This window comes from Actinotalea subterranea (assembly GCF_008364845.1).
GTDB classification, from domain to species: Bacteria; Actinomycetota; Actinomycetes; order Actinomycetales; family Cellulomonadaceae; genus Actinotalea; species Actinotalea subterranea.
In genome coordinates this window covers 65,336-86,892 of sequence record NZ_VTTP01000010.1, presented here as the reverse complement: position 1 = coordinate 86,892, position 21,557 = coordinate 65,336, and the positions used below count along the sequence as shown (strand labels likewise).

General features: G+C 74.0%; 17 protein-coding genes. 14 read left to right on the top strand and 3 right to left on the bottom strand.

The genetic code is table 11. The features are described 5' to 3' along the window. Positions 1–50 precede the first annotated feature (50 nt). Together FZ988_RS15085 and FZ988_RS15080 are read right to left on the bottom strand one after the other, a co-directional pair. Positions 51–1,844, bottom strand: a complete 1,794-nt coding sequence (locus tag FZ988_RS15085) for a DUF349 domain-containing protein (protein ID WP_246169548.1) — start codon at positions 1,842–1,844, stop codon at positions 51–53. Next, the gene (locus FZ988_RS15080; RefSeq protein WP_149204860.1) at positions 1,841–2,599 is read right to left on the bottom strand and encodes a peptidylprolyl isomerase; all 759 of its coding nucleotides are present in this window, start codon (positions 2,597–2,599) and stop codon (positions 1,841–1,843) included. Before FZ988_RS15080 ends, FZ988_RS15085 begins: the two co-directional genes overlap by 4 nt. 223 nt (positions 2,600–2,822) lie before the next feature. Here FZ988_RS15080 and FZ988_RS15075 point away from each other — a divergent pair, with 223 nt between their 5' ends. The 6 genes from FZ988_RS15075 to FZ988_RS15050 all read left to right on the top strand — a co-directional run bounded on the left by FZ988_RS15075 (position 2,823) and on the right by FZ988_RS15050 (position 10,686). Next, a complete protein-coding gene (locus FZ988_RS15075) occupies positions 2,823–3,530 on the top strand; it encodes an MBL fold metallo-hydrolase (protein WP_149204859.1) in 708 nt (235 codons plus the stop codon). Positions 3,531–3,682: 152 nt separating this feature from the next. Then, positions 3,683–5,080 (top strand): histidine--tRNA ligase, encoded by a 1,398-nt coding sequence (hisS, locus tag FZ988_RS15070; protein WP_149204858.1) that lies wholly within the window; start codon positions 3,683–3,685, stop codon positions 5,078–5,080. Between the two features lie 63 nt (positions 5,081–5,143). Next, positions 5,144–6,220: an Rv2578c family radical SAM protein gene (locus FZ988_RS15065; protein ID WP_149204857.1), complete on the top strand. Its 1,077-nt coding sequence runs from the start codon at positions 5,144–5,146 to the stop codon at positions 6,218–6,220. A gap of 20 nt (positions 6,221–6,240) precedes the next feature. Then, positions 6,241–8,001 (top strand): FAD-dependent oxidoreductase, encoded by a 1,761-nt coding sequence (locus FZ988_RS15060; RefSeq protein WP_149204856.1) that lies wholly within the window; start codon positions 6,241–6,243, stop codon positions 7,999–8,001. Between the two features lie 55 nt (positions 8,002–8,056). Then, on the top strand, positions 8,057–9,865 hold the full coding sequence (aspS, locus tag FZ988_RS15055) for an aspartate--tRNA ligase (RefSeq protein ID WP_149204855.1): 1,809 nt from the start codon (positions 8,057–8,059) through the stop codon (positions 9,863–9,865). Between the two features lie 89 nt (positions 9,866–9,954). Beyond that, positions 9,955–10,686 (top strand): GNAT family N-acetyltransferase, encoded by a 732-nt coding sequence (locus FZ988_RS15050; protein WP_188079124.1) that lies wholly within the window; start codon positions 9,955–9,957, stop codon positions 10,684–10,686. 18 nt (positions 10,687–10,704) lie between these two features. Here the strand turns inward: FZ988_RS15050 and FZ988_RS15045 are convergent, their stop codons facing one another. Then, on the bottom strand, positions 10,705–12,969 hold the full coding sequence (locus FZ988_RS15045) for an MMPL family transporter (RefSeq protein WP_246169547.1): 2,265 nt from the start codon (positions 12,967–12,969) through the stop codon (positions 10,705–10,707). 85 nt (positions 12,970–13,054) lie between these two features. Between FZ988_RS15045 and FZ988_RS15040 the strand changes: the two genes are divergently transcribed. The 8 genes from FZ988_RS15040 to FZ988_RS15005 all read left to right on the top strand — a co-directional run bounded on the left by FZ988_RS15040 (position 13,055) and on the right by FZ988_RS15005 (position 21,516). Then, positions 13,055–14,455, top strand: a complete 1,401-nt coding sequence (locus FZ988_RS15040) for a replication-associated recombination protein A (RefSeq protein ID WP_149204852.1) — start codon at positions 13,055–13,057, stop codon at positions 14,453–14,455. A 169-nt stretch (positions 14,456–14,624) separates the two neighbouring features. Further along, positions 14,625–15,251 (top strand): 30S ribosomal protein S4, encoded by a 627-nt coding sequence (gene rpsD / locus FZ988_RS15035; protein ID WP_149204851.1) that lies wholly within the window; start codon positions 14,625–14,627, stop codon positions 15,249–15,251. 117 nt (positions 15,252–15,368) lie between these two features. After that, complete coding sequence (locus tag FZ988_RS15030) at positions 15,369–15,731, top strand: DUF948 domain-containing protein (protein ID WP_149204850.1); 363 nt, start codon at positions 15,369–15,371, stop codon at positions 15,729–15,731. Then, complete coding sequence (locus tag FZ988_RS15025) at positions 15,731–16,093, top strand: hypothetical protein (RefSeq protein WP_149204849.1); 363 nt, start codon at positions 15,731–15,733, stop codon at positions 16,091–16,093. The genes FZ988_RS15030 and FZ988_RS15025 overlap by 1 nt, the downstream gene beginning before the upstream one ends. A 109-nt stretch (positions 16,094–16,202) precedes the next feature. Beyond that, positions 16,203–18,875 (top strand): alanine--tRNA ligase, encoded by a 2,673-nt coding sequence (alaS, locus tag FZ988_RS15020; protein ID WP_149204914.1) that lies wholly within the window; start codon positions 16,203–16,205, stop codon positions 18,873–18,875. Between the two features lie 7 nt (positions 18,876–18,882). After that, entirely contained in the window at positions 18,883–19,422 is a 540-nt protein-coding gene (gene ruvX / locus FZ988_RS15015) for a Holliday junction resolvase RuvX (RefSeq protein WP_149204913.1), read from the top strand. A gap of 70 nt (positions 19,423–19,492) precedes the next feature. Continuing rightward, positions 19,493–20,662, top strand: a complete 1,170-nt coding sequence (gene mltG / locus FZ988_RS15010) for an endolytic transglycosylase MltG (RefSeq protein WP_246169545.1) — start codon at positions 19,493–19,495, stop codon at positions 20,660–20,662. Next, on the top strand, positions 20,659–21,516 hold the full coding sequence (locus FZ988_RS15005) for a shikimate dehydrogenase (RefSeq protein ID WP_149204848.1): 858 nt from the start codon (positions 20,659–20,661) through the stop codon (positions 21,514–21,516). Before mltG ends, FZ988_RS15005 begins: the two co-directional genes overlap by 4 nt. The last annotated feature ends 41 nt before the right edge of the window (positions 21,517–21,557 follow it).

Sequence of the window (21,557 nt, the reverse complement as noted above, 5' to 3'; positions counted from 1 at the left end):
GACGACGAAGGGCTCGGCGGGCACGAGCCCACCGAGCCCTTCCGGGGTCGTCAGCCGCGCGAGTCGGCGGCCGCCCGCTCGACCTGCTCGAGCCACGCGCGACGTGCGTCGAGAGCCGCCCGCGCGTCGGCGATCTTGCGAGCGTCGCCCGCGGCCTCCGCGGCTGCGAGGTCCGACTCCAGGCCGGCGATCGCGGCCAGGAGCTGCGCCGCGGCGCCCTCGGCACGGGCCCGCGTCTCAGGGTTGCTGCGCTGCCACTGGGCCTGCTCCGACTCGCGCACCGTCTGCTCGACCGCACGGAGGCGGCCCTCGACCCGCTGGATGTCCGCGCGCGGGACCTTGCCGGCCTGCTCCCACCGCTCCTGGATCTCGCGGAGGCGCGCGCGTGCGGCGGCGAGGTCGCGCACGGGGACCAGCCGCTCGGCCTCCTCGAGCAGGGCGAGCTTGACCTCGAGGTTCGCGGAGAATTCGGCGTCCGTCTGCTTCTGGCTCGCGTCACGTGCCGCGAAGAAGCGGTCCTGGGCCGCGCGGAAGCGGGCCCAGAGGGCGTCGTCGTCCTTGCGGCTGGCCCGGCCGGCGGCCTTCCAGCGCGCCATGAGGTCGCGGTAGGCGGCGGACGTGCCGCCCCAGTCGGTGCTCTCCGCGAGCTTCTCGGCCTCCGCGACGAGGGCCGCCTTCTCGGCCTTCGCCTCGGTGTTGTGCTTCTCGAGCTCGGAGAAGAATCGGCGGCGCTCACGGTCGAAGGTCGAGCGCGCGTGGCTGAACCGCTTCCACAGCGCGTCCTCGGAGCCGCGGTCGATGCGCGGTCCGTGCCGCTGGGCGTCCTTCCACTGGTCGAGCAGGACGCGCAGCTGCTCACCGGCGGGGCGCCACTGGATGCGCTCGGGGTCGGTCCCGGCGATCTTCTCCGCCGCCTCGACGATCGCGGTCCGGCTCTCGAGCGCGGCTTGCTTCGCGGCCGCGCGCTCGGCCTCGGCCGCCGCCCGGCGCTCGGCCGCGACGGCCCGGAGCGTCCCGAGGCGGGCCCGCAGGCTGTCCAGGTCACCCACGGCGGCGGGCTCCGCGAGCTCCTCGGTGAGGTGCTGGAGGGTCGAGTCGATCTCCTTGACCGCGAGGTCGGTCGCCGACAGGCGCGCCTCGAAGAGAACCACCTTGGCGTGGAGGTCGGCGAAGCGGCGGACGTAGAACGCCAGGGCGTCCGGCGCCTCGGCACCGGGGTACTGGCCCACGGCTCGCTCACCGGTCTGCTCGCGCACCCACACGGTGCCGTCGTCGTCGACACGGCCCCAGCGGGCCGCCTCGGCGCTCTCGGCGGGTGTCAGCGCCGGCGGCACCGGGGCCGCGGTCGGTGCCCCGACGACGGGCGCGATCGCCGCGGGCGTCGGTGCGGCCGGTCGCGCACCGGGGAGAGGGGGACGGGGGACCGGGCGCGGACCCGGCGCAGGTGCCGTCGCGGCCTGCTGGGGTTCCGTCGTCGGTGCGGCGTCGGCGTCGGACGCGGGCACCGGCTCGACGGGGGCGTCGGCAGCCTGCTCGGCGACGACCTCCCCGGGCGCGTCCGGCTCCGCGGCCTGCACGGGCTCCGCGGCCTGCTCCGGCTCGGGGGTCGCCTCCGCCTCCACGGCCGGGGCGACGTCAGTGGGCTCCTCGTCCGTGGCCGGGCGCGGTGCGGCTGCCTCCTCGGCGGCCTGCTCCTCGTCCGCCGCGTCCGCGACCGTGTCCGCCGCGGCGTCGCTGGGGTCGGCGTCGGTCCCGGGGGTCGTGCTCTCGGGCGGGGTGGTCACCGCCTCCGCGGTCTCGTCCGCCGCCGTTGCGGCGTGGTCTGCGTTCTCCTGATCGGTCACTGAACCTCAACCCCTTCGATCGTGACCTGCGTGGCCGGTGTCTCGGTCCCCTCGACGACACCCGCGTCGGCGACCCCCTCGAGCACGTCCATGCCCGAGGTGATGCGCCCCATCACCGTGTAGCCCCCCGCGGCGTCCGCGGGGATCTGTGAGTCCTCGTACACGAGGAAGAACTGGCTCCCCATGCTCTCCGCGTCCCCGGACGTGCGCGCCATGGCCACCGTACCGGCCGGGTACACGTCGTCCGCGGGGGCGTTCTCGATCGGCCCGAAGCTGTAGCCGGGCCCGCCCGTGCCGGTGCCCGTCGGGTCTCCGCACTGGAGCACGTAGATGCCCTCGGTCGTGAGCCGGTGGCAGTCCGTCCCGTCGAAGAAGCCCTCCTGCGCGAGCGCCACGAAGGAGGCGACGGCCTGCGGCGCTGCGGCGCCGTCCAGCTCGAACGTCAGAGGGCCCTGGGTCGTGGCGACCGCGGCCGTCCACGCCCGTCCCTCGGCGAGGCCCGCGTCCGGCACCTCGCGCGCGTCGGGCGTCGTGGTGGGCTCCGCGCTCGGGGTCGGTGTGGCCTCGGGAGCAGCATCGCCGCCACGAGTCGTCGTCACCACGAGCGCGACGGCGCCGACGAGCGCGACGACGCCGAGCACGGATCCCACCGCCACCTGGCGGCGACGACGACGGGCGCGTGCGGCAGCCTGGTGGGCGAGCCACTTCTCGTGCCGCTTGCGTGCGTACTCGCGCTCACGCTTGCTCGAGGACACCTGCGCTCCTGTCTCGTCGTGCCGTCGCACCTCGGCGTTCCCGCCGGCGTGCGGCGGTCGCCCGGGTCCGCCGTCGCGGCTCCCGGGCCTCGCACAGTCTAGGCAAGCGCCGCGCGGCGGGTCCGCCCCGGGCCGTCGCGCGATGTCACGGTCTGGTCTCGGTCTTCGCGCGGGGTCGGGCCCGCGCGGCCTGGCCGTGGGTGCGGCTCGATAGTGTGCGTCAGTGCTCATCCGGACCCTGGTCGCGCCGCTCCTGGGCGCCTGCTGCCACCTCGTCGTGGACCTCGACGGTCGGTGCGTCGTCGTCGACCCGGGCGGGGGAGTCGTCGACGAGGTCATGGCGGTCACCCGGGACGAGGGCTGGCGCGTGGTGGGCATGCTCGCGACGCACGGCCACGTCGACCACTGGTGGTCCGCGGCCCGGCTCGGCGAGCTGCTCGACGTGCCGCTGCACATCCACGCGGCCGACGCCTACCGGCTCGACGCACCCTTCCGGACCCTCGGGCCGCTCGGTGACCAGCTCGCGGAGCTCGGCACGACCCTCGGAGCACCGGCACGGCCCGCGCGCGTGTCGACGTTCACGCACACCGGCGCCGCGCGGGTACGGGTGACGCTCGGCGCCGCCGAGGGCGAGCCGCTCGTGCTCGACGCGTGGCACGCCCCCGGGCACACCGAGGGCTCGACGGTCTACCTCGTCCCGGGCGGCGACGAGCGACCGGACGCCGCGCCGACGGCGCTCACCGGTGACGTGCTCTTCGCGGGCAGCATCGGGCGGACGGACCTGCCCGGGGGCGACTGGGAGGCGATGACCCGGACGCTGGGGCTGCTCGCGGCGCTGCCGCCCGAGACCGCCGTGCTGCCGGGTCACGGCCCGTCGTCGAGCGTGGCCGTCGAGCTGGCGACGAACCCGTACCTGAGCGCGCACCGATGATCGCGCACCGCTGAGCTCGCGCACGCCGGGCGCAGCGGGGGCGGGCGTCGCACGCCGGCGCCTCGATGGCGACCCTCCCGTGGCCTCCCACCGCGAGCCGCGGCCCGGACGTCGTCCGCACCGCCACCCAGGTCCTGGAAGGATGCTGTCCCATGGCCCGCCCCACCCCGCTGTCCGGCTTCCCCGAGTGGCTCCCGACCGAGCGCGTCGTCGAGCAGCACGTGCTCGACGTGCTGCGTCGGACCTTCGAGCTCCATGGCTTCGCCGGGATCGAGACCCGGGCCGTCGAGCCCCTCGACCAGCTGCTGCGCAAGGGCGAGACCTCCAAGGAGGTCTACGTCCTGCGGCGCCTGCAGGAGGGCGAGGGAGAGCAGGCGGGTGAGACCGCCGGCTCGTCGGACAAGGCGCTCGGCCTGCACTTCGACCTCACCGTGCCCTTCGCCCGGTACGTCCTGGAGAACGCCGGCCACCTCGCGTTCCCGTTCAAGCGGCACCAGATCCAGAAGGTGTGGCGCGGCGAGCGCCCGCAGGACGGCCGGTTCCGGGAGTTCGTGCAGGCCGACATCGACGTCGTCGGCCAGGGCGAGCTGCCGTACCACTTCGAGGTCGAGCTCCCGCTCGTCATCGCGGAGGCCTTCGCGGCGCTGGCCGACGTCGGCGTCCCGCCCGTCGTCATCCTCGTCAACAACCGCCGCGTCGTCGAGGGGTTCGCCCGCGGGGTCGGCCTCGAGGACGTCGACGCGGTGCTCCGCTCGGTCGACAAGCTCGACAAGATCGGCGCGGACGCCGTCGCCGCCCTGCTGAGGGCCGAGGCGGGTGCGTCGGACACCCAGGCGCAGGCGGTGCTGCGGCTCGCAGCGATCAGGGGTGAGGACGGCGGCGTGGTGGACGCCGTCGCCGCGCTCGCCCAGGAGCTCGGTGCGTCGAACCCGCTGCTCGAGGTCGGGCTCGCGGAGCTGCGTGCCCTGATGGACGCCGCGAGCCGGCGTGCGCCGGGCGTCATCCGCGCGGACCTGAAGATCGCGCGTGGCCTCGACTACTACACGGGGTCGGTCTACGAGACCGTCCTCGTCGGCCACGAGCAGCTCGGCTCGATCTGCTCGGGCGGGCGGTACGACGCCCTGGCGTCCGACGGGTCGACCACCTACCCGGGCGTGGGTCTGTCCGTCGGTGTCTCGCGGCTCGTCTCGCGGCTCCTGTCCGCGGGTCTCGTGCGCGCGACCCGTGGCGTGCCGACCGCCGTGCTCGTGGCGGTCACGTCCGAGGAGACGCGCGGGCTCAGCGACGCGGTCGCCGAGCAGCTGCGTCGGCGAGGAGTCCCCGCCGACGTCGCGCCCGCGGCTGCGAAGTTCGGCAAGCAGATCCGGCACGCCGACCGCCGGGGCATCCCGTTCGTGTGGTTCCCGGGAGCGCCCGCCGGGCCGGACGGTGACGCCGTCGCGGACCAGGTCAAGGACATCCGCACCGGTGAGCAGACCGACGCGGACCCGAGCACCTGGGCGCCGCCGGCGCAGGACCTGTGGCCGCGCGTGGTGGCCGCGACCGACTGAGGTGCCTGCGACGCCTCGACGGGACGGTTGACCCCGCGTCGAACACGCGTTCGACTGTCCTACATGCGGTGGGACGGCCAGGTGGTGGGCGCGGACGACGGCGCGCTGCCCGGCCTCGGCCTGGCAGGCCTCGTCCGCAGCGTGCGGACGCCCGACTTCGCGGGGGTCACCTTCCACGAGGTCGCCGCGCGGACGGCGCTCAACCGGGTGCCGGCCGGCTCGCGCATGCCGTTCCGGTGGACGGTCAACCCGATGCGCGGGTGCCTGCACGCGTGCACGTACTGCTACGCGCGTCCGACGCACGAGTACCTCGACCTGGGGCCGGGGACCGACTTCGAGACCCAGATCGTCGTCAAGACGAACGTCGTCGAGGTGCTGCGCTCCGAGCTGGCCCGTCCGTCCTGGCGGCGGGAGCACGTCGCGCTCGGGACCAACACCGACCCCTACCAGCGTGCCGAGGGTCGCTACCGCCTCATGCCCGGGATCGTCGAGGCGCTCACGGCGGCGAGGACGCCGTTCTCGATCCTCACCAAGGGGACGCTGCTCAGGCGTGACCTCCCGCTGCTGGCGGAGTGCGCGACCCGCGTCCCCGTGGGTCTCGCCGTCTCTCTCGCGGTGCTCGACGAGGACCTCCAGCGGCGGCTCGAGCCGGGGACGCCGACCCCGCGGGCGCGCCTCGACCTCATCCGCGCGGTGCGCGACGCCGGCCTGCCGTGCGGCGTGTTCGTCGCACCCGTCCTGCCCTGGCTGACCGACTCGACGGCGCACCTCGATGCTCTGCTCGCAGCGGTCGCCGCTGCCGGCGCGACGGGCGTGACCGCTCTTCCGATGCACCTGCGCGGCTCGGTCAAGCCGCTCATGATGCGGTGGCTCGCCGCCGAGCACCCGCACCTGGTCGCCGGGTACCGACGGCTGTACGGGACGACGGCGTACGCGTCGACGGCCTACCGCGACTGGCTCCACGCCCGCGTCGCACCGCTCCTGGAGGCGCACGGCTTCGCCGGTCCCGCCTCGCGTCAACCGGACGGTGCGCTGCGGCCTGAGGAGGGCACCTACCCGGCAGGCAGCCTGGCGGGCTGGGACGCCGACCAGCCCGTCGGCCCGGACCCCGCCCCGGGGGTCGCGAGCACGCTGTTCTGAGGCTCTGGCACGATCAGCCCATGTCGACGGGGACTACGCGGGACGACCAGCACGGCCTGGACGTGGGCTACGACGTCGTCGTCGTGGGGTCGGGCTTCGGTGGCAGCGTCGCGGCGCTGCGTCTCGCGGAGAAGGGGTACCGCGTCGTCGTGCTGGAGGCGGGGCGGCGGTTCGCCGACGCCGACTTCGCGCGGACGTCCTGGGACCTGCGCCGCTTCCTCTGGGCACCGTCGCTCGGCTGCTACGGCATCCAGCGCATCCACCGCGTGTCCGACTCGCTCATCCTCGCCGGCGCGGGCGTCGGTGGTGGCTCGCTCGTGTACGCCAACACCCTCTACCGGCCCCTCTCGCCGTTCTTCGAGGACCCGCAGTGGGCGGGCATCACGGACTGGGCCCAGGAGCTGGGGCCCTGGTACGACCAGGGCTCGCGCATGCTCGGCGTGGTGCCGAACCCGACGACCACCGCGTCCGACGTGCTGTTCCGGGAGGTCGCAGCAGCGATGGGCGTCGGCGGCACGTTCGCGACCGCACCCGTCGGCGTCCTCTTCGGCTCGCCCGGCGAGCGCGTGCCCGACCCGTACTTCGGGGGTGTGGGCCCTGACCGGACGGCCTGCACCGAGTGCGGCGCGTGCATGACGGGGTGCAGGGTGGGCGCCAAGAACACGCTCGTGAAGAACTACCTTGCGCTCGCCGAGGCCGTGGGCGTCGAGGTGCGTGCGATGACGACGGTCACGCGGCTGCGGCACCGTGAGGGCCGCGGGTGGTTCGTCGAGACGCGCGGGACGGCCGACCGGGTCCCCGGCCTCGTCCGGGCGCCGCAGGTCGTCCTGGCGGCGGGCACCTACAACACCCAGGTCCTGCTCCACACGGCCCGGCGCAGGGGAGACCTGCCGGGCCTGTCGGCGCGGCTCGGCACCGCGACACGGACCAACTCCGAGTCGCTCGTCGGTGCGTCGGCGCCCACCGTGGACCCGCGCCGCCGGCTCGACCGTGGCGTGGCCATCACGTCGTCCTTCTTCCCGGACCCGCACACGCACGTCGAGCCCGTGCGCTACGCCGCCGGGAGCAACGCGATGGCCCTGCTGCAGACCGTGCTCACCCGGGGCGGGTCCCGCGGCACGCGCTGGGCGCGCATCCTGGGGCGGTATGCGCTCGAGCTCGTCACGCACCCCAGCACGACGGTCCGCGCGCGGATCCCGTACCGGTGGAGCGAGCGCACGGCGATCGCCCTGGTCATGCAGGCGCTGGACAACTCGCTCGACACGAACCTGCGGGTGGGCCGGCTCGGGCGCCCACGCCTCGTGAGCCGGCAGGGCGCCGGTGAGCCCAACCCCACGTGGGTGCCCGCGGCGCACGAGACCGCCACGCGCCTGGCAGCTCTTCTCGGGGGCGTCCCGGGCAGCTCCTGGGGCGATGTCGCGAACATGCCGCTGACCGCCCACTTCATCGGCGGCTGCCCCATCGGCCGCGACGCGTCGACGGGCGTGCTCGACCCCTACCAGCGGGTGCACGGGTACCCGAGCCTGCACGTGCTCGACGGCGCCGCGGTCAGCGCGAACCTCGGGGTCAACCCGTCACTGACGATCGTCGCCCAGGCCGAGCGCGCCGTCGCCACGTGGCCCAACCGGGGTGAGCCCGACCCGCGGCCGGCGGACCAGACGACGTACGTGCGCCTGGACCCCGTGCCACCCCGTCGGCCCGCCGTGCCCGGTCACGCCCCCGCCGCGCTGCACCCCTGGCCGCCCAGAGGCGCCGGGACGGCGTCCCGGGAGCGCCACTAGACTCGTCGGGGCGCCGACAGGCGCCAGCCCCTGTCCGTCCCGGAAGGACCCCTTCGTGCTCCGCACCCACACCGCCGGCTCGCTGCGAGCCGACCTCATCGGCCAGACCGTCACGCTCACCGGGTGGGTCGACCGGCGGCGGGATCACGGCGGCGTGGCGTTCATCGACCTGCGTGACGCGTCCGGCATCGCGCAGGTGGTCATCCGCGACGAGGCGGTCGCTCACGGACTGCGCAACGAGTACGTGCTCCAGGTCACCGGCGAGGTCGGCCGGCGCCCCGAGGGCAACGAGAACGCGAACCTCGCGACGGGCGAGGTCGAGGTCACGGCGACCGACGTCGTCGTCCTCAACGAGGCGGCCCCCCTCCCGTTCCAGGTCTCCTCGGCGCTGGACGAGGTCGTCGGCGAGGAAGCGCGGCTGCGTTACCGCTACCTGGACCTGCGCAGGCCCGCGCCCGCCGCGGCGATCCGCCTCCGCTCCAAGGTCAGCGCGGCCGCGCGCCGGGTGCTCGAGTCCCGCGACTTCGTGGAGATCGAGACGCCGACCCTCACGCACTCGACGCCCGAGGGCGCCCGGGACTTCGTGGTGCCGGCCCGGCTTGCCCCCGGCTCCTGGTACGCGCTCCCGCAGTCACCCCAGCTCTTCAAGCAGCTCCTCATGGTCGCGGGCATGGAGCGCTACTACCAGATCGCCCGCTGCTACCGCGACGAGGACTTCCGGGCGGACCGGCAGCCCGAGTTCACGCAGCTCGACGTCGAGATGAGCTTCGTCGAGCAGGACGACGTCATCGAGGTCGCCGAGGACGTCCTGGTCGCGCTGTGGGAGCTCATCGGTCACACGATCCCCACGCCCATCCCGCGCATGACCTACGCCGACGCCATGACGCGCTACGGCACGGACAAGCCGGACCTGCGCTTCGGCGTCGAGCTCGTCGAGCTGACCGACTACTTCGCGCAGACGCCGTTCCGCGTGTTCCAGGCGCCCTACGTCGGCGCCGTCGTCATGCCGGGCGGCGGCTCGCAGCCCCGACGCACGTTCGACGCGTGGCAGGAGTGGGCCAAGCAGCGCGGCGCCAAGGGCCTCGCGTACGTGACGGTCGGCGAGGACGGCGAGCTCGGGGGGCCCGTCGCCAAGAACCTCTCCGACGACGAGCGGGCCGGGCTGGTCGCCGCCGTCGGAGCGTCGCCGGGGGACTGCGTCTTCTTCGCCGCAGGCAAGCCCACGGAGGCGCGCGCCCTGCTGGGTGCGGCACGCCTCGAGGTCGGGCGCCGCGTCGGCCTGATCGACGAGTCCGCGTGGTCCTTCGTGTGGGTCGTCGACGCGCCGCTGTTCAAGCCGACGGGCGAGGACGACGACGTCGCGGTCGGTGAGGGCGCCTGGACCGCCGTCCACCACGCCTTCACGTCGCCGACGCCCGAGTGGGTCGACCGCTTCGAGGAGGACCCGGGCAACGCGCTCGCCTACGCGTACGACATCGTCTGCAACGGCAACGAGATCGGCGGCGGGTCCATCCGTATCCACCGCCGGGACGTGCAGGAGCGCGTCTTCGCGATGATGGGGATCGGGGAGGAGGAGGCGCAGGAGAAGTTCGGCTGGCTCCTCAACGCCTTCCAGTTCGGTGCCCCGCCGCACGGCGGCATCGCCTTCGGCTGGGACCGCATCGTCGCGCTGCTCACGCACTCGGACTCGATCCGGGACGTCATCGCGTTCCCGAAGTCGGGCGGGGGCTACGACCCGCTGACCGGTGCGCCTGCGCCGATCACGCCCCAGCAGCGCAAGGAGGCGGGCGTCGACGCGAAGCCCGCGTCGAAGGCCGACGCCGGTGACGGCTCCGCCACGCCGACCGAGGCGGTGCGGGGCTGACGTCGACCTCCCCGGCGCTCGACCCGGACGCCCCCCGGCCGACCCTCCCGGGGGTGTGGGCGGCGGATCGGATGCTCCTCGGTGACCGCGTGCGTTGGCACGACGTCGAGCTCGTCACCGAGCCGGACGACGTCGACGCGGCGCTGCTCGTCGCGGTCGTCCGGGAGGGGCGCACGACGCTCCTGGGTCGCGGTGACCCGGACGGCGTCGTCCGCCTCGTCGCACGGCGGGTCGCAGGACTCTCCGCGCGTGGGGCGCCGGCGCTGGTCGACTGGATGAGCCTGCCCCGCGGCGTCGTGGTCGACGAGCCGACCCTCGACGCGTCGGGCCTCGCCCCGTTCTCGACCTGGGACTGGATGGTCACCGACGAGGCGCCCGCGCGCGTGCCCGTCGAGGACGCGGTCGTGCCGCTCGACCCGACCGTCGACGCGGACGCGATCCGGGCGTGCCTCGCCGAGTCGAACCCGGGGACGACGGCCCAGCCGACGGGGCCGGACGAGGCGGCGTGGTTCGGGGTCCGCGACGGCGCCGTGCTCGCGGGAGTCGTCGGTGCGGCGCGCCGCGGCGCCCGCACGCCCGGTGCGCTCTCCTGGCACCTGCACGGCCTGGGCGTCCGCCCGACGGCCCGCGGTCGCGGGCTCGGGGCTGCCCTCACGGCGACCGCGACCCGCGCGGGGCTCGCCGCGGGGGCGTCCTGGGTGTCGCTGGGCCTGTACGCCGACAACGACGCGGCACGGCGGATCTACCGGCGGCTCGGCTACGTCACCGAGGGCGAGTTCGCGTCCTTCGGGCCGCCCGGGGCGCGCCGGCCCCCCACCTGAGCCACGGGCGGATCGCCGTCAGTGCGTGATGGCGAAGCGCTTGTGCAGGCGCGCGAGCGGGGCGGGCGCCCACCAGTTGTAGCGGCCGAGCAGCGTCATGGTGGCGGGCACGAGGAGCATCCGGACGAGCGTCGCGTCGATGAGGACCGCCACGGCGAGCGAGAACCCCACCTCCTTGATCACCAGGAGCTTGCCGAACACGAAGCCCGTGAAGACCACGATGATGATCACGGCGGCCGACGTGATGATCCGGCCCGACCGCTGCAGGCCGAGCCGCACCGCCTCGTCGTTGGTGCGGCCGCTGTCCCAGAGCTCCTTGATCCGGGACAGGAGGAAGACCTCGTAGTCCATCGCGAGGCCGAACCCGAACGCGATGATCAGGGCCACCACGTACGTCTCGATGCCTCCGGTGGGCGAGAAGCCGAGCGGGCCCGTGAGGTGCCCGTCCTGGAACACCCACACGAGGACGCCGAGCGACGCGCTCAGGGACAGCGCGTTCGTCAGCAGCGCCTTGAGCGGGATGACGAGGGACCCAGTCATGAGGAAGAGCAGCACGAAGGTGGCGAGGACGACGATCGCGACCGCCCACGGCGCCCGGTCGAACAGCGCCTGCGTGAAGTCGATCTGGTTCGCGGCCTGGCCGGTGACCCAGCGGTCGAAGGGGGCGTCGGTCGCCCGGACGTCCTCGACGACCGCGCGCGCGACGGCTCCGCCGGGGTCGGTCGTGTCCGGGCGGACGCCGACCACGACGTACCCGCCCAGCGGTGCGGGCGGGTCGACCGACGCGACGTCGGGCAGCTCCGCGAGCTCGGCCGACCAGGCGGCGACGTCCTCGAGCGACGCCTGCGCGAGGACGACGACGGGCGGCGAGGCCGACGCCGGGTAGTCGTCGGCGATCGCCTCGACGTAAGCGCGCTGGTCCGACCCCTGCGGCAGCAGCTCGATCGTCGAGTTGCGCAGCTCGAGCCGCAGGAAGGGGGTGGCGAGCACCCCGAGCACGAGGACGCTGACGCCCAGCACCCACCACGGGTGCCGCTGGACGCGTCCCGCGAGGCGCGAGAAGGCACCCTCCTCGGCCGACACGTCGCTCGTGCGGGCCAGCACCCAGCGCAGGCCCGGGACGCGGCTCACAAGGCCGGGTGCGATGAGGTGGCGACCGGCGAGCCGGAGCAGCGCGGGCACGAGCGTGAGCGCGGTGGCGACCGCGATGAGGATGACCGCGACTCCTGCGGCACCGAACGCGCGCAGGATCGCGGGCTCGAAGACGATGAGGCCGGAGATCGCGATGGCGACCGTGAGCGCGGAGAACGCGACGGTGCGCCCCGCGGTCGTCATGGTCCGGCGCAGCGCCGTCTCGACCGCACCGTCGCCGCGGCGCCGTCGCACCGACGCACCCTGGTCCACGTCGACGAGCGCGTGGAGCTCCTCGCGGAAGCGCGACACGATCAGCAGCCCGTAGTCGATGGAGAGGCCGAGGCTGAGGATGGTCACGACGTTGACGACGGAGGCGTCCATGTCGAGGCCGTAGGACAGCGCGTAGACGCTGCCGAGCCCGCCCGCGATGGACGCGAGGGCCCCCGCCATGGGCATCGCGGCCGCGAGGAAGCCCCCGAAGACGAGCACCATGACGAGCAGCGCGATCGGCAGGGCGACGGTCTCACCGGTCCGCAGGTCCTCCTCGACCTGGTCGGTGATCTCCTCGACGATGAGCGACGTGCCGCCGACCTGCCCGGACGCGCCCGCGGCTCCGGGCACGGCGTCCGAGAGCTCGGCCGGGAGCGCGTCGAGACGCTCCTCGACCTCCGCGAGAGCCGCGTCCTCGACGTCGGGCACCAGGTCGGGCTCGAGCTCGACGACGACGAGGAACCCGTCACCACCCTGGGCGATGAGCGGCGCCGCGGCCGCGCTCGTCGGGCCCTCGGGCAGGAGGTAGGGGTCGATCACCGACGCGACGCCCGTGACGGCCATGAGGTCCTCGCGAGCCGCGCCGACGGGCTCCGCGAGGGCGGGGTCGGCCGGGTCGACGTCCTGGACCGCGAGGGTCAGGCTCGGCCCGCTCGTCGACGCCTCGGCGATGAGGTCGTCCGCCTCGGCGCTCTGGGAGCCCGGGACCTGCGGGGCCCCGGTCGAGAGGCGTTCGAAGAGGCTCTCGCCGCCCACGCCGGCGACCGCGAGACCGAAGCACCCCGCGGTGATGAGGGCCCACACGGCGACCGTGATCCTGGGGGACCGGGAGACGGCACGGCCGAGGGCGTCGAACACCTCGCCAGCATCCCAGGTCACGGGCCGTCCCCGCACACCGGGCCGCGCCGGCGTCGTGCGGCCGCCCCGGTCGGGCGCGTCGGTGGCGGTGCGTAGGCTCTCGGCCATGGACCTGTTCGACGCCGCCACCTCGACCGTCGAGGGTCTCCCGGACGTCGGCAGCACCACGCCTCTCGCGGTCCGCATGCGTCCGCGGTCGCTCGGCGAGGTCGCCGGGCAGCAGCACCTGCTCGCGCCCGGGTCGCCGCTGCGCCGCCTCGTCGAGCCGGCGGACGACGCGTCGCGCCGGGCGGCGCCCTCGTCGGTCGTGCTCTGGGGGCCGCCCGGCACGGGCAAGACGACGCTCGCGTACCTCGTGGCGGCGACGTCGGGCAGGCGCTTCGTCGAGCTCTCGGGCGTGACGTCCGGCGTCAAGGACGTCCGGGCGGTGGTCGAGGACGCCCGGCGCCGGCTCGCGACCGGGGGCGCGGAGACGGTCCTGTTCATCGACGAGGTGCACCGCTTCTCCACCACGCAGCAGGACGCGCTGCTGCCGAGCGTCGAGAACCGATGGGTCACGCTCGTCGCGGCGACGACGGAGAACCCGAGCTTCTCGGTCAACTCGCCGCTGCTCTCGCGCTCCCTCCTGCTGACGCTGCGACCGCTCTCGACCGACGACGTGCGGGGCCTCGTGCGACGCGCGGTCGCGGACGAGCGCGGTCTGGCGGGCGCGGTGCGGCTCGCCGAGGACGCCGAGGAGCACCTGCTGCGGCTCGCGGGCGGTGACGCCCGCAAGGCGCTGACGATCCTGGAGGCCGCTGCCGGGGCGGCGCTCGAGGCCGTCGAGGTGCCGGGGGAGCGGGAGGAGACCGGGGAGCCCGGCGAGCGGGACGTCCCGTGCGTGGACCTCGCCACCGTCGAGCGCGCGATCGACGTCGCGGCGGTGCGGTACGACCGCGCGGGGGACCAGCACTACGACGTGATCAGCGCGTTCATCAAGTCGATGCGGGGCTCCGACGTCGACGCCGCCCTGCACTACCTCGCGCGCATGGTCGTCGCGGGCGAGGACCCGCGCTTCATCGCACGTCGGATCGTCATCGCGGCGGCAGAGGAGGTCGGCATGGCCGACCCGTCCGCGCTGCAGACGGCTGTCGCCGCGGCGCAGGCGGTCGCGCTCATCGGGATGCCCGAGGCGCGCATCATCCTCGCGGAAGCGGTCGTGCACGTCGCGACGGCGCCCAAGTCGAACGCCTCCTACTCCGCGATCGACGCCGCGATCGCGGACGTCCGTGCCGGCAAGGCCGGACCGGTCCCGGCGCACCTGCGCGACGCGCACTACGCCGGTGCCCAGGGCCTCGGGCACGGCAAGGGGTACCGGTACGCGCACGACGAGCCGCACGCGGTCGCGCGGCAGCAGTACGCGCCCGACGAGCTCACCGACGCGCGGTACTACGTGCCGTCCGACCGCGGGTTCGAGCGGGACGTGACAGCGCGGCTGGAGCGCATCCGTCAGATCCTGCACGGCTGAGCCGCCCGCCCCGGGCGGACCTGCGTCGCCACGTGGGGTAGCCTTGTGGGGTTGTCCGCTCGCGGGCAGCCACCCTGGGGACCTCAGCCGCACCACGAAGGTTGGTCCCACACCCGCCGGAGACACCTCCGCTGCGGGATGTGCCACGACAACGACAGGAAGAACCACTGTGTCCTCTGTGACCCGCGCGCGCCGCCAGGTGCGCCTGTCCCGGGCCCTCGGCCTGGCCCTGACGCCCAAGGCCGTCAAGCACTTCGAGAAGCGTCCCTACCCGCCCGGCGAGCACGGCCGTGCGCGTCGCCGCACCGAGTCGGACTACGCCGTCCGTCTGCGCGAGAAGCAGCGCCTGCGCGCCCAGTACGGGCTCCGCGAGAAGCAGATGGCGCGCGCGTTCGAGGACGCTCGCAAGACCCCCGGCCTGACCGGTGAGGCGCTCGTCGAGAACCTCGAGACCCGCCTGGACGCCCTCGTCCTGCGCTCGGGCTTCGCCCGCACGATCCTCCAGGCCCGCCAGGTCGTCGTCCACCGCCACGTGCTCGTCGACGGCAAGATCGTCGACCGCCCGTCGTTCCAGGTGAAGCCCGGCCAGACGCTCCAGATCAAGCCCCGCAGCCAGGCGAGCGACCAGTTCCTCGTCGCCGCCGCCGGTGCGCACCGCGACGTGCTCCCCGCCGTCCCGGGCTACCTGGACGTCCAGCTCGAGAAGCTGAGCTCGGTCCTCACGCGCCGCCCCAAGCGCGTCGAGGTCCCGGTGACGTGCGAGGTCCAGCTGGTCGTCGAGTACTACTCGCGCTGACGCAGCCGACGACGACGCCCCGTACGGCGGCCGGACACCCGGTCCCTGCGGGGCGTCGTCGCACCCGGCCCGAGTAGGGTCACCCCTGTTGTCCGACGTCGAGGAAGGGTGCTTGGGATGTCCGTAGGAGATGTCGCCGGCCTGCTGGGCGCGATCGCGTTCCTCATCCTGGTGGGCTTCCTTGCCCTGCCCCTGGTCAAGCTGGCCCGGACGTTCGACGCGGCGACGCAGTCGGTCAAGGACATCACCGCGCACACCGTGCCTGTCCTCGACGAGACGGCCGCGACGGTCGCCACCACCAACGCCCAGCTCGTCAAGGTCGACGCAGTGACGACCTCGGCCGCCGAGATCAGCCAGAACGTCTCAGCACTCACCGCGCTCGTCGCGGCGACCGTGGGCGGGCCGCTCATCAAGGTCGCCGCGTTCTCCTACGGTGTCCGGCAGGCGATGTCGGGCCTCGCCCAGCGGTTCTCGCGCTGATGCGGCGCCTGTTCTGGGTGGGCGTCGGCGCCGCCGGCGCGGTGCTCGTCGCCGGCAAGGTGCGGGCGGCTGCGCGCCGGTACACGCCCGAGGGCGTAGCCGAGCAGGTCGGCGAGACCGGCCGCCGCGTCGGCGGCGCGCTCGAGGAGGCCGTCCAGCAGTTCCGCAGCGCCATGGCCACGCGTGAGCGCGACCTCGTCAGCACCCTCCTGGTCGAGCCCGAGGCCGGCGACGCGGGCGCCGTCTTCCGGCGTCGCACGGACGAGCCCGACCGGGACCGTGCCTCGTCGCCCCACCGTGGCCCGGCCGGCCCCGGGCCCGCGGGTCGCGTGGACGAGGACGAGCCCCTGTACGACTTCTGACCCCGGTGCGCCGCGCCGCCTCGTGCGCGAGCGCCGGCCCACGCACCGACCGCCACCGAATCCCTCCCCGCCGGTTCCCCCGGCCGTGACCCAGCACCGTGAGGACACCATGCGGACCGCCGAGATCCGACGCCGTTGGCTCGACTTCTTCGAGCAGCGCGACCACGCCATCGTCCCGAGCGCGTCGCTCATCTCGCCGGACCCGTCGATCCTCTTCACGATCGCGGGCATGGTCCCGTTCATCCCGTACATCCTGGGCACCCAGCAGGCGCCGTGGCCCCGCGCCGCGAGCGTGCAGAAGTGCATCCGCACCAACGACATCGAGAACGTCGGGCGGACCACGCGCCACGGCACGTTCTTCCAGATGAACGGCAACTTCTCCTTCGGGGACTACTTCAAGGAGGGGGCGATCCGCTACGCGTGGGACCTCTCCACGTCGGACCAGGCCCAGGGCGGGTACGGCCTCGACGGCGACCGGATCTGGGTCACCGTCTGGGACGAGGACGCCGAGGCGTACGACGTCCTGACGCGGATCATCGGGATGGACCCGAAGCACATCGTGCGGCTGCCCCGTGAGGAGAACTTCTGGGACACGGGTCAGCCCGGCCCGGCGGGTCCGTGCGCGGAGCTCCACTACGACCGCGGCCCCGAGTTCGGCCCCGAGGCGGAGGGCGGCTCGGTCGACCCGGGTGGCGACCGCTACCTCGAGTTCTGGAACCTGGTCTTCGACCAGTACGTGCGCGGCGAGGGCTCGGGCAAGAGCTACCCGCTCCTCGGCGAGCTCGAACACAAGGCGATCGACACGGGGGCGGGGCTCGAGCGCATCGCGTACCTGCTCCAGGGCAAGGCCAACATGTACGAGATCGACGAGGTGTTCCCCGTCATCTCCGCGGCCGAGGAGATGTCCGGCCGTCGCTACGGCGCCGACCACGAGGACGACGTGCGCCTGCGCGTCGTCGCCGACCACGTCCGGTCCTCGCTCATGCTCATCGGTGACGGCGTCAGCCCGTCGAACGAGGGCCGCGGGTACGTGCTGCGTCGGCTCCTGCGCCGGTCGGTGCGGGCCATGAAGCTCCTCGGGGTCGACGAGCCGTCGCTCCCGCACCTGCTCCCGGTCTCGCGCGACGCGATGACGTCGTCGTACCCCGAGATCGCGCAGCAGTTCGACCGCATCTCCCGGATCGCCTACGCGGAGGAGGAGGCGTTCCGTCGCACGCTGGTGGCGGGCACGACGATCCTCGACACCGCCGTGCAGCAGGTGCGGTCCTCGGGCGGCACGACGCTGCCCGGCGCGCAGGCGTTCACCCTGCACGACACGTACGGCTTCCCGATCGACCTGACGCTCGAGATGGCGTCCGAGCAGGGCCTTCGGGTCGACGAGCAGGGCTTCCGCGACCTCATGACCGCGCAGCGTGAGCGGGCGCGCGCGGACGCCAAGTCCAAGAAGGGCGGCCACGCGTCGTCGACCGTCTTCCGCGAGCTGCGGGCGCCGGGTGTCACCGAGTTCACTGGGTACACGGAGCTCGCCACGCCGTCGACGGTGCGCGGCCTCGTCCGCGACGGCGCGCTGGTCCCGGCGGCGACGCAGGGCGAGCTCGTCGACGTCGTGCTCGACCGCACGCCCTTCTACGCCGAGTCCGGTGGCCAGGACTCCGACGCGGGCACGATCACCGCCGACGGCGCCGTGCTCGAGGTCGTCGACGTCCAGCGGCCCATGAAGGGCCTCGTCGTGCACACGGTGCGCGTCGTCGAGGGCGAGGTGCGTCAGGGCGTCGAGGTCCTCGCCCAGGTCGACCCCGAGTGGCGGCTCGGCGCGCGGCAGGCGCACTCCGGGACGCACGTGGTGCACGCGGCGCTGCGCGAGGTGCTCGGGCCCGACGCGCTCCAGTCCGGCTCGTACAACAAGCCCGGCTACCTGCGGCTCGACTTCTCGTGGAACCAGGCGCTCTCGCCGGCCGCCCGCTCCGAGGTCGAGGACGTCGCGAACCGGGCGATCCGCAAGGACCTCGGCGTCAGCTGGCAGTACATGTCCCTGCCCGAGGCCAAGGCGTGGGGCGCGATCGCGCTCTTCGGCGAGACCTACGACGAGCAGGTCCGGGTCGTCGAGATCGGCGGCCCGTGGTCGCGTGAGCTCTGCGGCGGCACGCACGTGGACCACTCGAGCCAGATCGGGCTCATCGCGCTGACCAGCGAGTCCTCGGTCGGCTCGGGTGCGCGGCGGGTCGAGGCGCTCGTCGGCATCGAGGCGTTCCACCACCTCGCGCGCGAGCGTGCGCTCGTCTCGGCGCTGACCGAGACCCTCAAGACGCGGCCGGAGGACCTGCCCGAGCGTGTCGCGGGCCTCGTCACGCGACTGCGCGAGGCCGAGAAGGAGCTCGCGTCGCTGCGTCAGAGACGGCTGCTCGCGGCCGCCGGCTCGCTCGCTGCAGGTGCTGTCGCGGTCGACGGGACCCGGCTCGTGGTGCACGACGCCGGTGAGGTGGCCTCGGCCGACGACCTGCGCACGCTCGTCCTCGACGTGCGTGGGCGGCTCGGCGAAGAGCCCGCCGTCGTCGCGATGGCCGGTGTCGCCAAGGAGCGGCCGCTCGTCCTCGTCGCCACGAACGCCGCGGCGCGCGAGCGTGGCCTGCGTGCCGGTGCCCTCGCCAAGACGGCTGCGGCAGTCCTCGGTGGTGGGGGCGGTGGCAAGGACGACGTCGCGCAGGGCGGCGGGACCGACGCGTCGCAGCTTGCCGCCGCGCTCACGGCCGTGCGCGAGGCGGTCGCCGGCGGGAGCCGCTGACGTGCCCGTGACGGCGCAGGGCCCCGCGCCCGTGGTGCGCGGCCCCCGCCTCGGCGTCGACCTCGGGAGCGTCCGGGTCGGCGTGGCCGTGAGCGACCCCGACGGGATCATCGCCACCCCGGTCGAGACGGTGCCGCGCGACCACGAGCACGCCGCTGACGTCGAACGACTCGTGGAGATCGTGCGCGAACGCGGCGCGGAGGTCGTGTACATGGGCCTGCCTCGGCACCTTTCGGGGGCCGAGGGTTCGGCATCCGGCCTCGTTCGCACGTACTCTGTTGGGCTGGCGCGCGCCGTCGCACCAGTGCCGGTGCGCCTCGTGGATGAACGGATGAGCACGGTGACGGCTCATCAGGCGCTGTACGCGTCCGGACGGTCCGGGCGTCGTCACCGGACGGTCGTCGACCAGGCGGCCGCCGTGGTGATCCTGCAGTCCGCGATGGATGCGGAACGTGCCGCGGGGGTACGCGCAGGTGAGCTGGTCGAGGTCGCGGCGTCGTCCCAGGGGGCGGGGGACGCGGGACGCGAGACCAGCGAACGGGACTGACGAGGACCGCACGTGAGGGAAGGAACGACCTGATGGACGTCAACGTCCGCGAGAGAGGACGGGAGGCATCGTGAACGACGTGTTCCTCGACGAGATCGTCCGCCCCGACGAGCCGACGTCCGGCCCGAGCCCACGTTCCGCCCGCCGGGCCGAACGGGCCGAGCGCGACAGGCGTCGCCGCCGTCGCCGGCGCCGCAACCTGACCGCGCTCGTGATCTCGCTCGCCGTTCTCGGCGGCATCGGCTACGCCGTCGTGCAGTACGTCCTGCCCGTCGTGAGCGGGTTCCAGGCGGACCGTCAGGAGACGACCGACTACCCGGGCCCCGGCCACGGCTCTGTCGACGTGTCCATCCCCGAGGGCGCGACCGGCACCGCGATGGGCGAGGTCCTCGTCGAGGCCGGCGTCGTGAAGAGCGTCGGCGCATTCACCGACGCGTTCTCGGGCAACCCCGACGCGGGGAGCATCCAGCCCGGCACGTACGGCCTCCTGCTCGAGATGAAGGCGTCCGACGTCGTGCTGGCCCTCCTCGACTCCGAGAACCGCGTCCAGACGAAGGTGACCATCCCCGAGGGCCTCCGTGTCGACCAGATCCTCGAGAAGGTGTCGTCCGTCACGACCGTCCCGGTCGCCGATCTCCAGGCCGCCATGGCGGACACGGCAGCGACGGGGCTCCCCGCGGAGGCCGGCGGCAGCTACGAGGGCTGGCTGTACGCCGCGACGTACAGCTTCGAGCCCGGGACGACGCCCACGCAGATGATCTCCGCGATGGTGTCCGAGACGGTCAAGCAGCTCGAGGCGCTCGGGGTGCCCGAGGGGTCTCGGCAGACGCTCCTGACGAAGGCCTCGCTCATCGAGCGTGAAGCCAAGAGCCCGGAGGACCGGGCGAAGGTCGCGCGGGCCATCGAGAACCGCCTCGCGCAGGACATGATCCTGCAGATCGACGCCTCGGTGGCCTACGGCGCCGGGAAGTCGGGCACGGAGCTGACCCGGGACGACCTCCAGACGGACACGCCGTACAACACGTACACGCGCACCGGGCTCCCGCCCACGCCGATCGCGTCCCCGAGCCTCGTCTCGATGGAGGCGGTGCTGCACCCGGCGGACGGGCCCTGGCTCTTCTGGGTCACCGTCAACCTCGACACGGGCGAGACACGTTTCGCGGAGACCAACGCCGAGCACGAGCAGAACAAGGCGCTGCTGCGTGAGTGGGAGGCCCAGCAGGAGTCCGCGGACGGGTGAGCGGACGCCGAGCGGCGGTCCTGGGTCACCCGGTCGCCCACTCCCTGTCGCCTGCCCTGCACCGGGCCGCCTACACGGCGCTCGGCCTGGGGGAGTGGCGGTACGACGCGATCGACGTGACGCAGGACGACCTCGAGGCGTTCGTGGCCGGGCTCGACGAGGGGTGGGCGGGCCTGAGCCTGACGATGCCGCTCAAGCAGGCCGTGCTCCCGCTGCTCGACCACGTCGAGCCGCTCGCCGAGGTGGTCGGGGCGGTCAACACGCTCCTCGTCCAGGGTGGCGGCCGGCGGCCGACGCTGGTCGGCGTCAACACCGACGTCCACGGGATCGTCGCCGCGCTGAGGGAGGGGTTGGCGACCTCCCGCGCACGCCACGCCGTGGTCCTGGGCGCCGGCGCCACGGCGGCGTCCACCCTCGCGGCACTCGCCCAGCTCGGGTGCGCGACGCCCGACGTGTTCGTGCGCTCGATGGCCCGCGCGGGCGCGACGATGCGTGCCGCGCACCGCATGGGCGTCGAGCCCCGGTTCCTCACCATGTCGCCGGCCCAGCGCATGACGGACGCGATCCGCCGCGCCGACGTCGTCGTCTCGACGCTCCCGCCGCACGCCGCGGACGAGATCGCGGCCGCCCTCGGCCAGGCGCCCGTGTCCGAGCCGGTCACGGCGACGCTCCTCGACTGCGCGTACGACCCGCGCCCGACTGCGCTCGGCGCCGCGTGGACCGCACTCGGCGGCGTACTCGTGCCGGGGGAGCGCATGCTCCTGCACCAGGCCACGGAGCAGGTGCGCCTCATGACCGGCCGCCCCGCGCCGCTCGCGGCGATGGAGAGCGCGCTCGGGGCGGCGCTCGGCTGACTCGGCGGGCGCAGGGCCTTCAGGCCGCCCGGGGTGCTGCC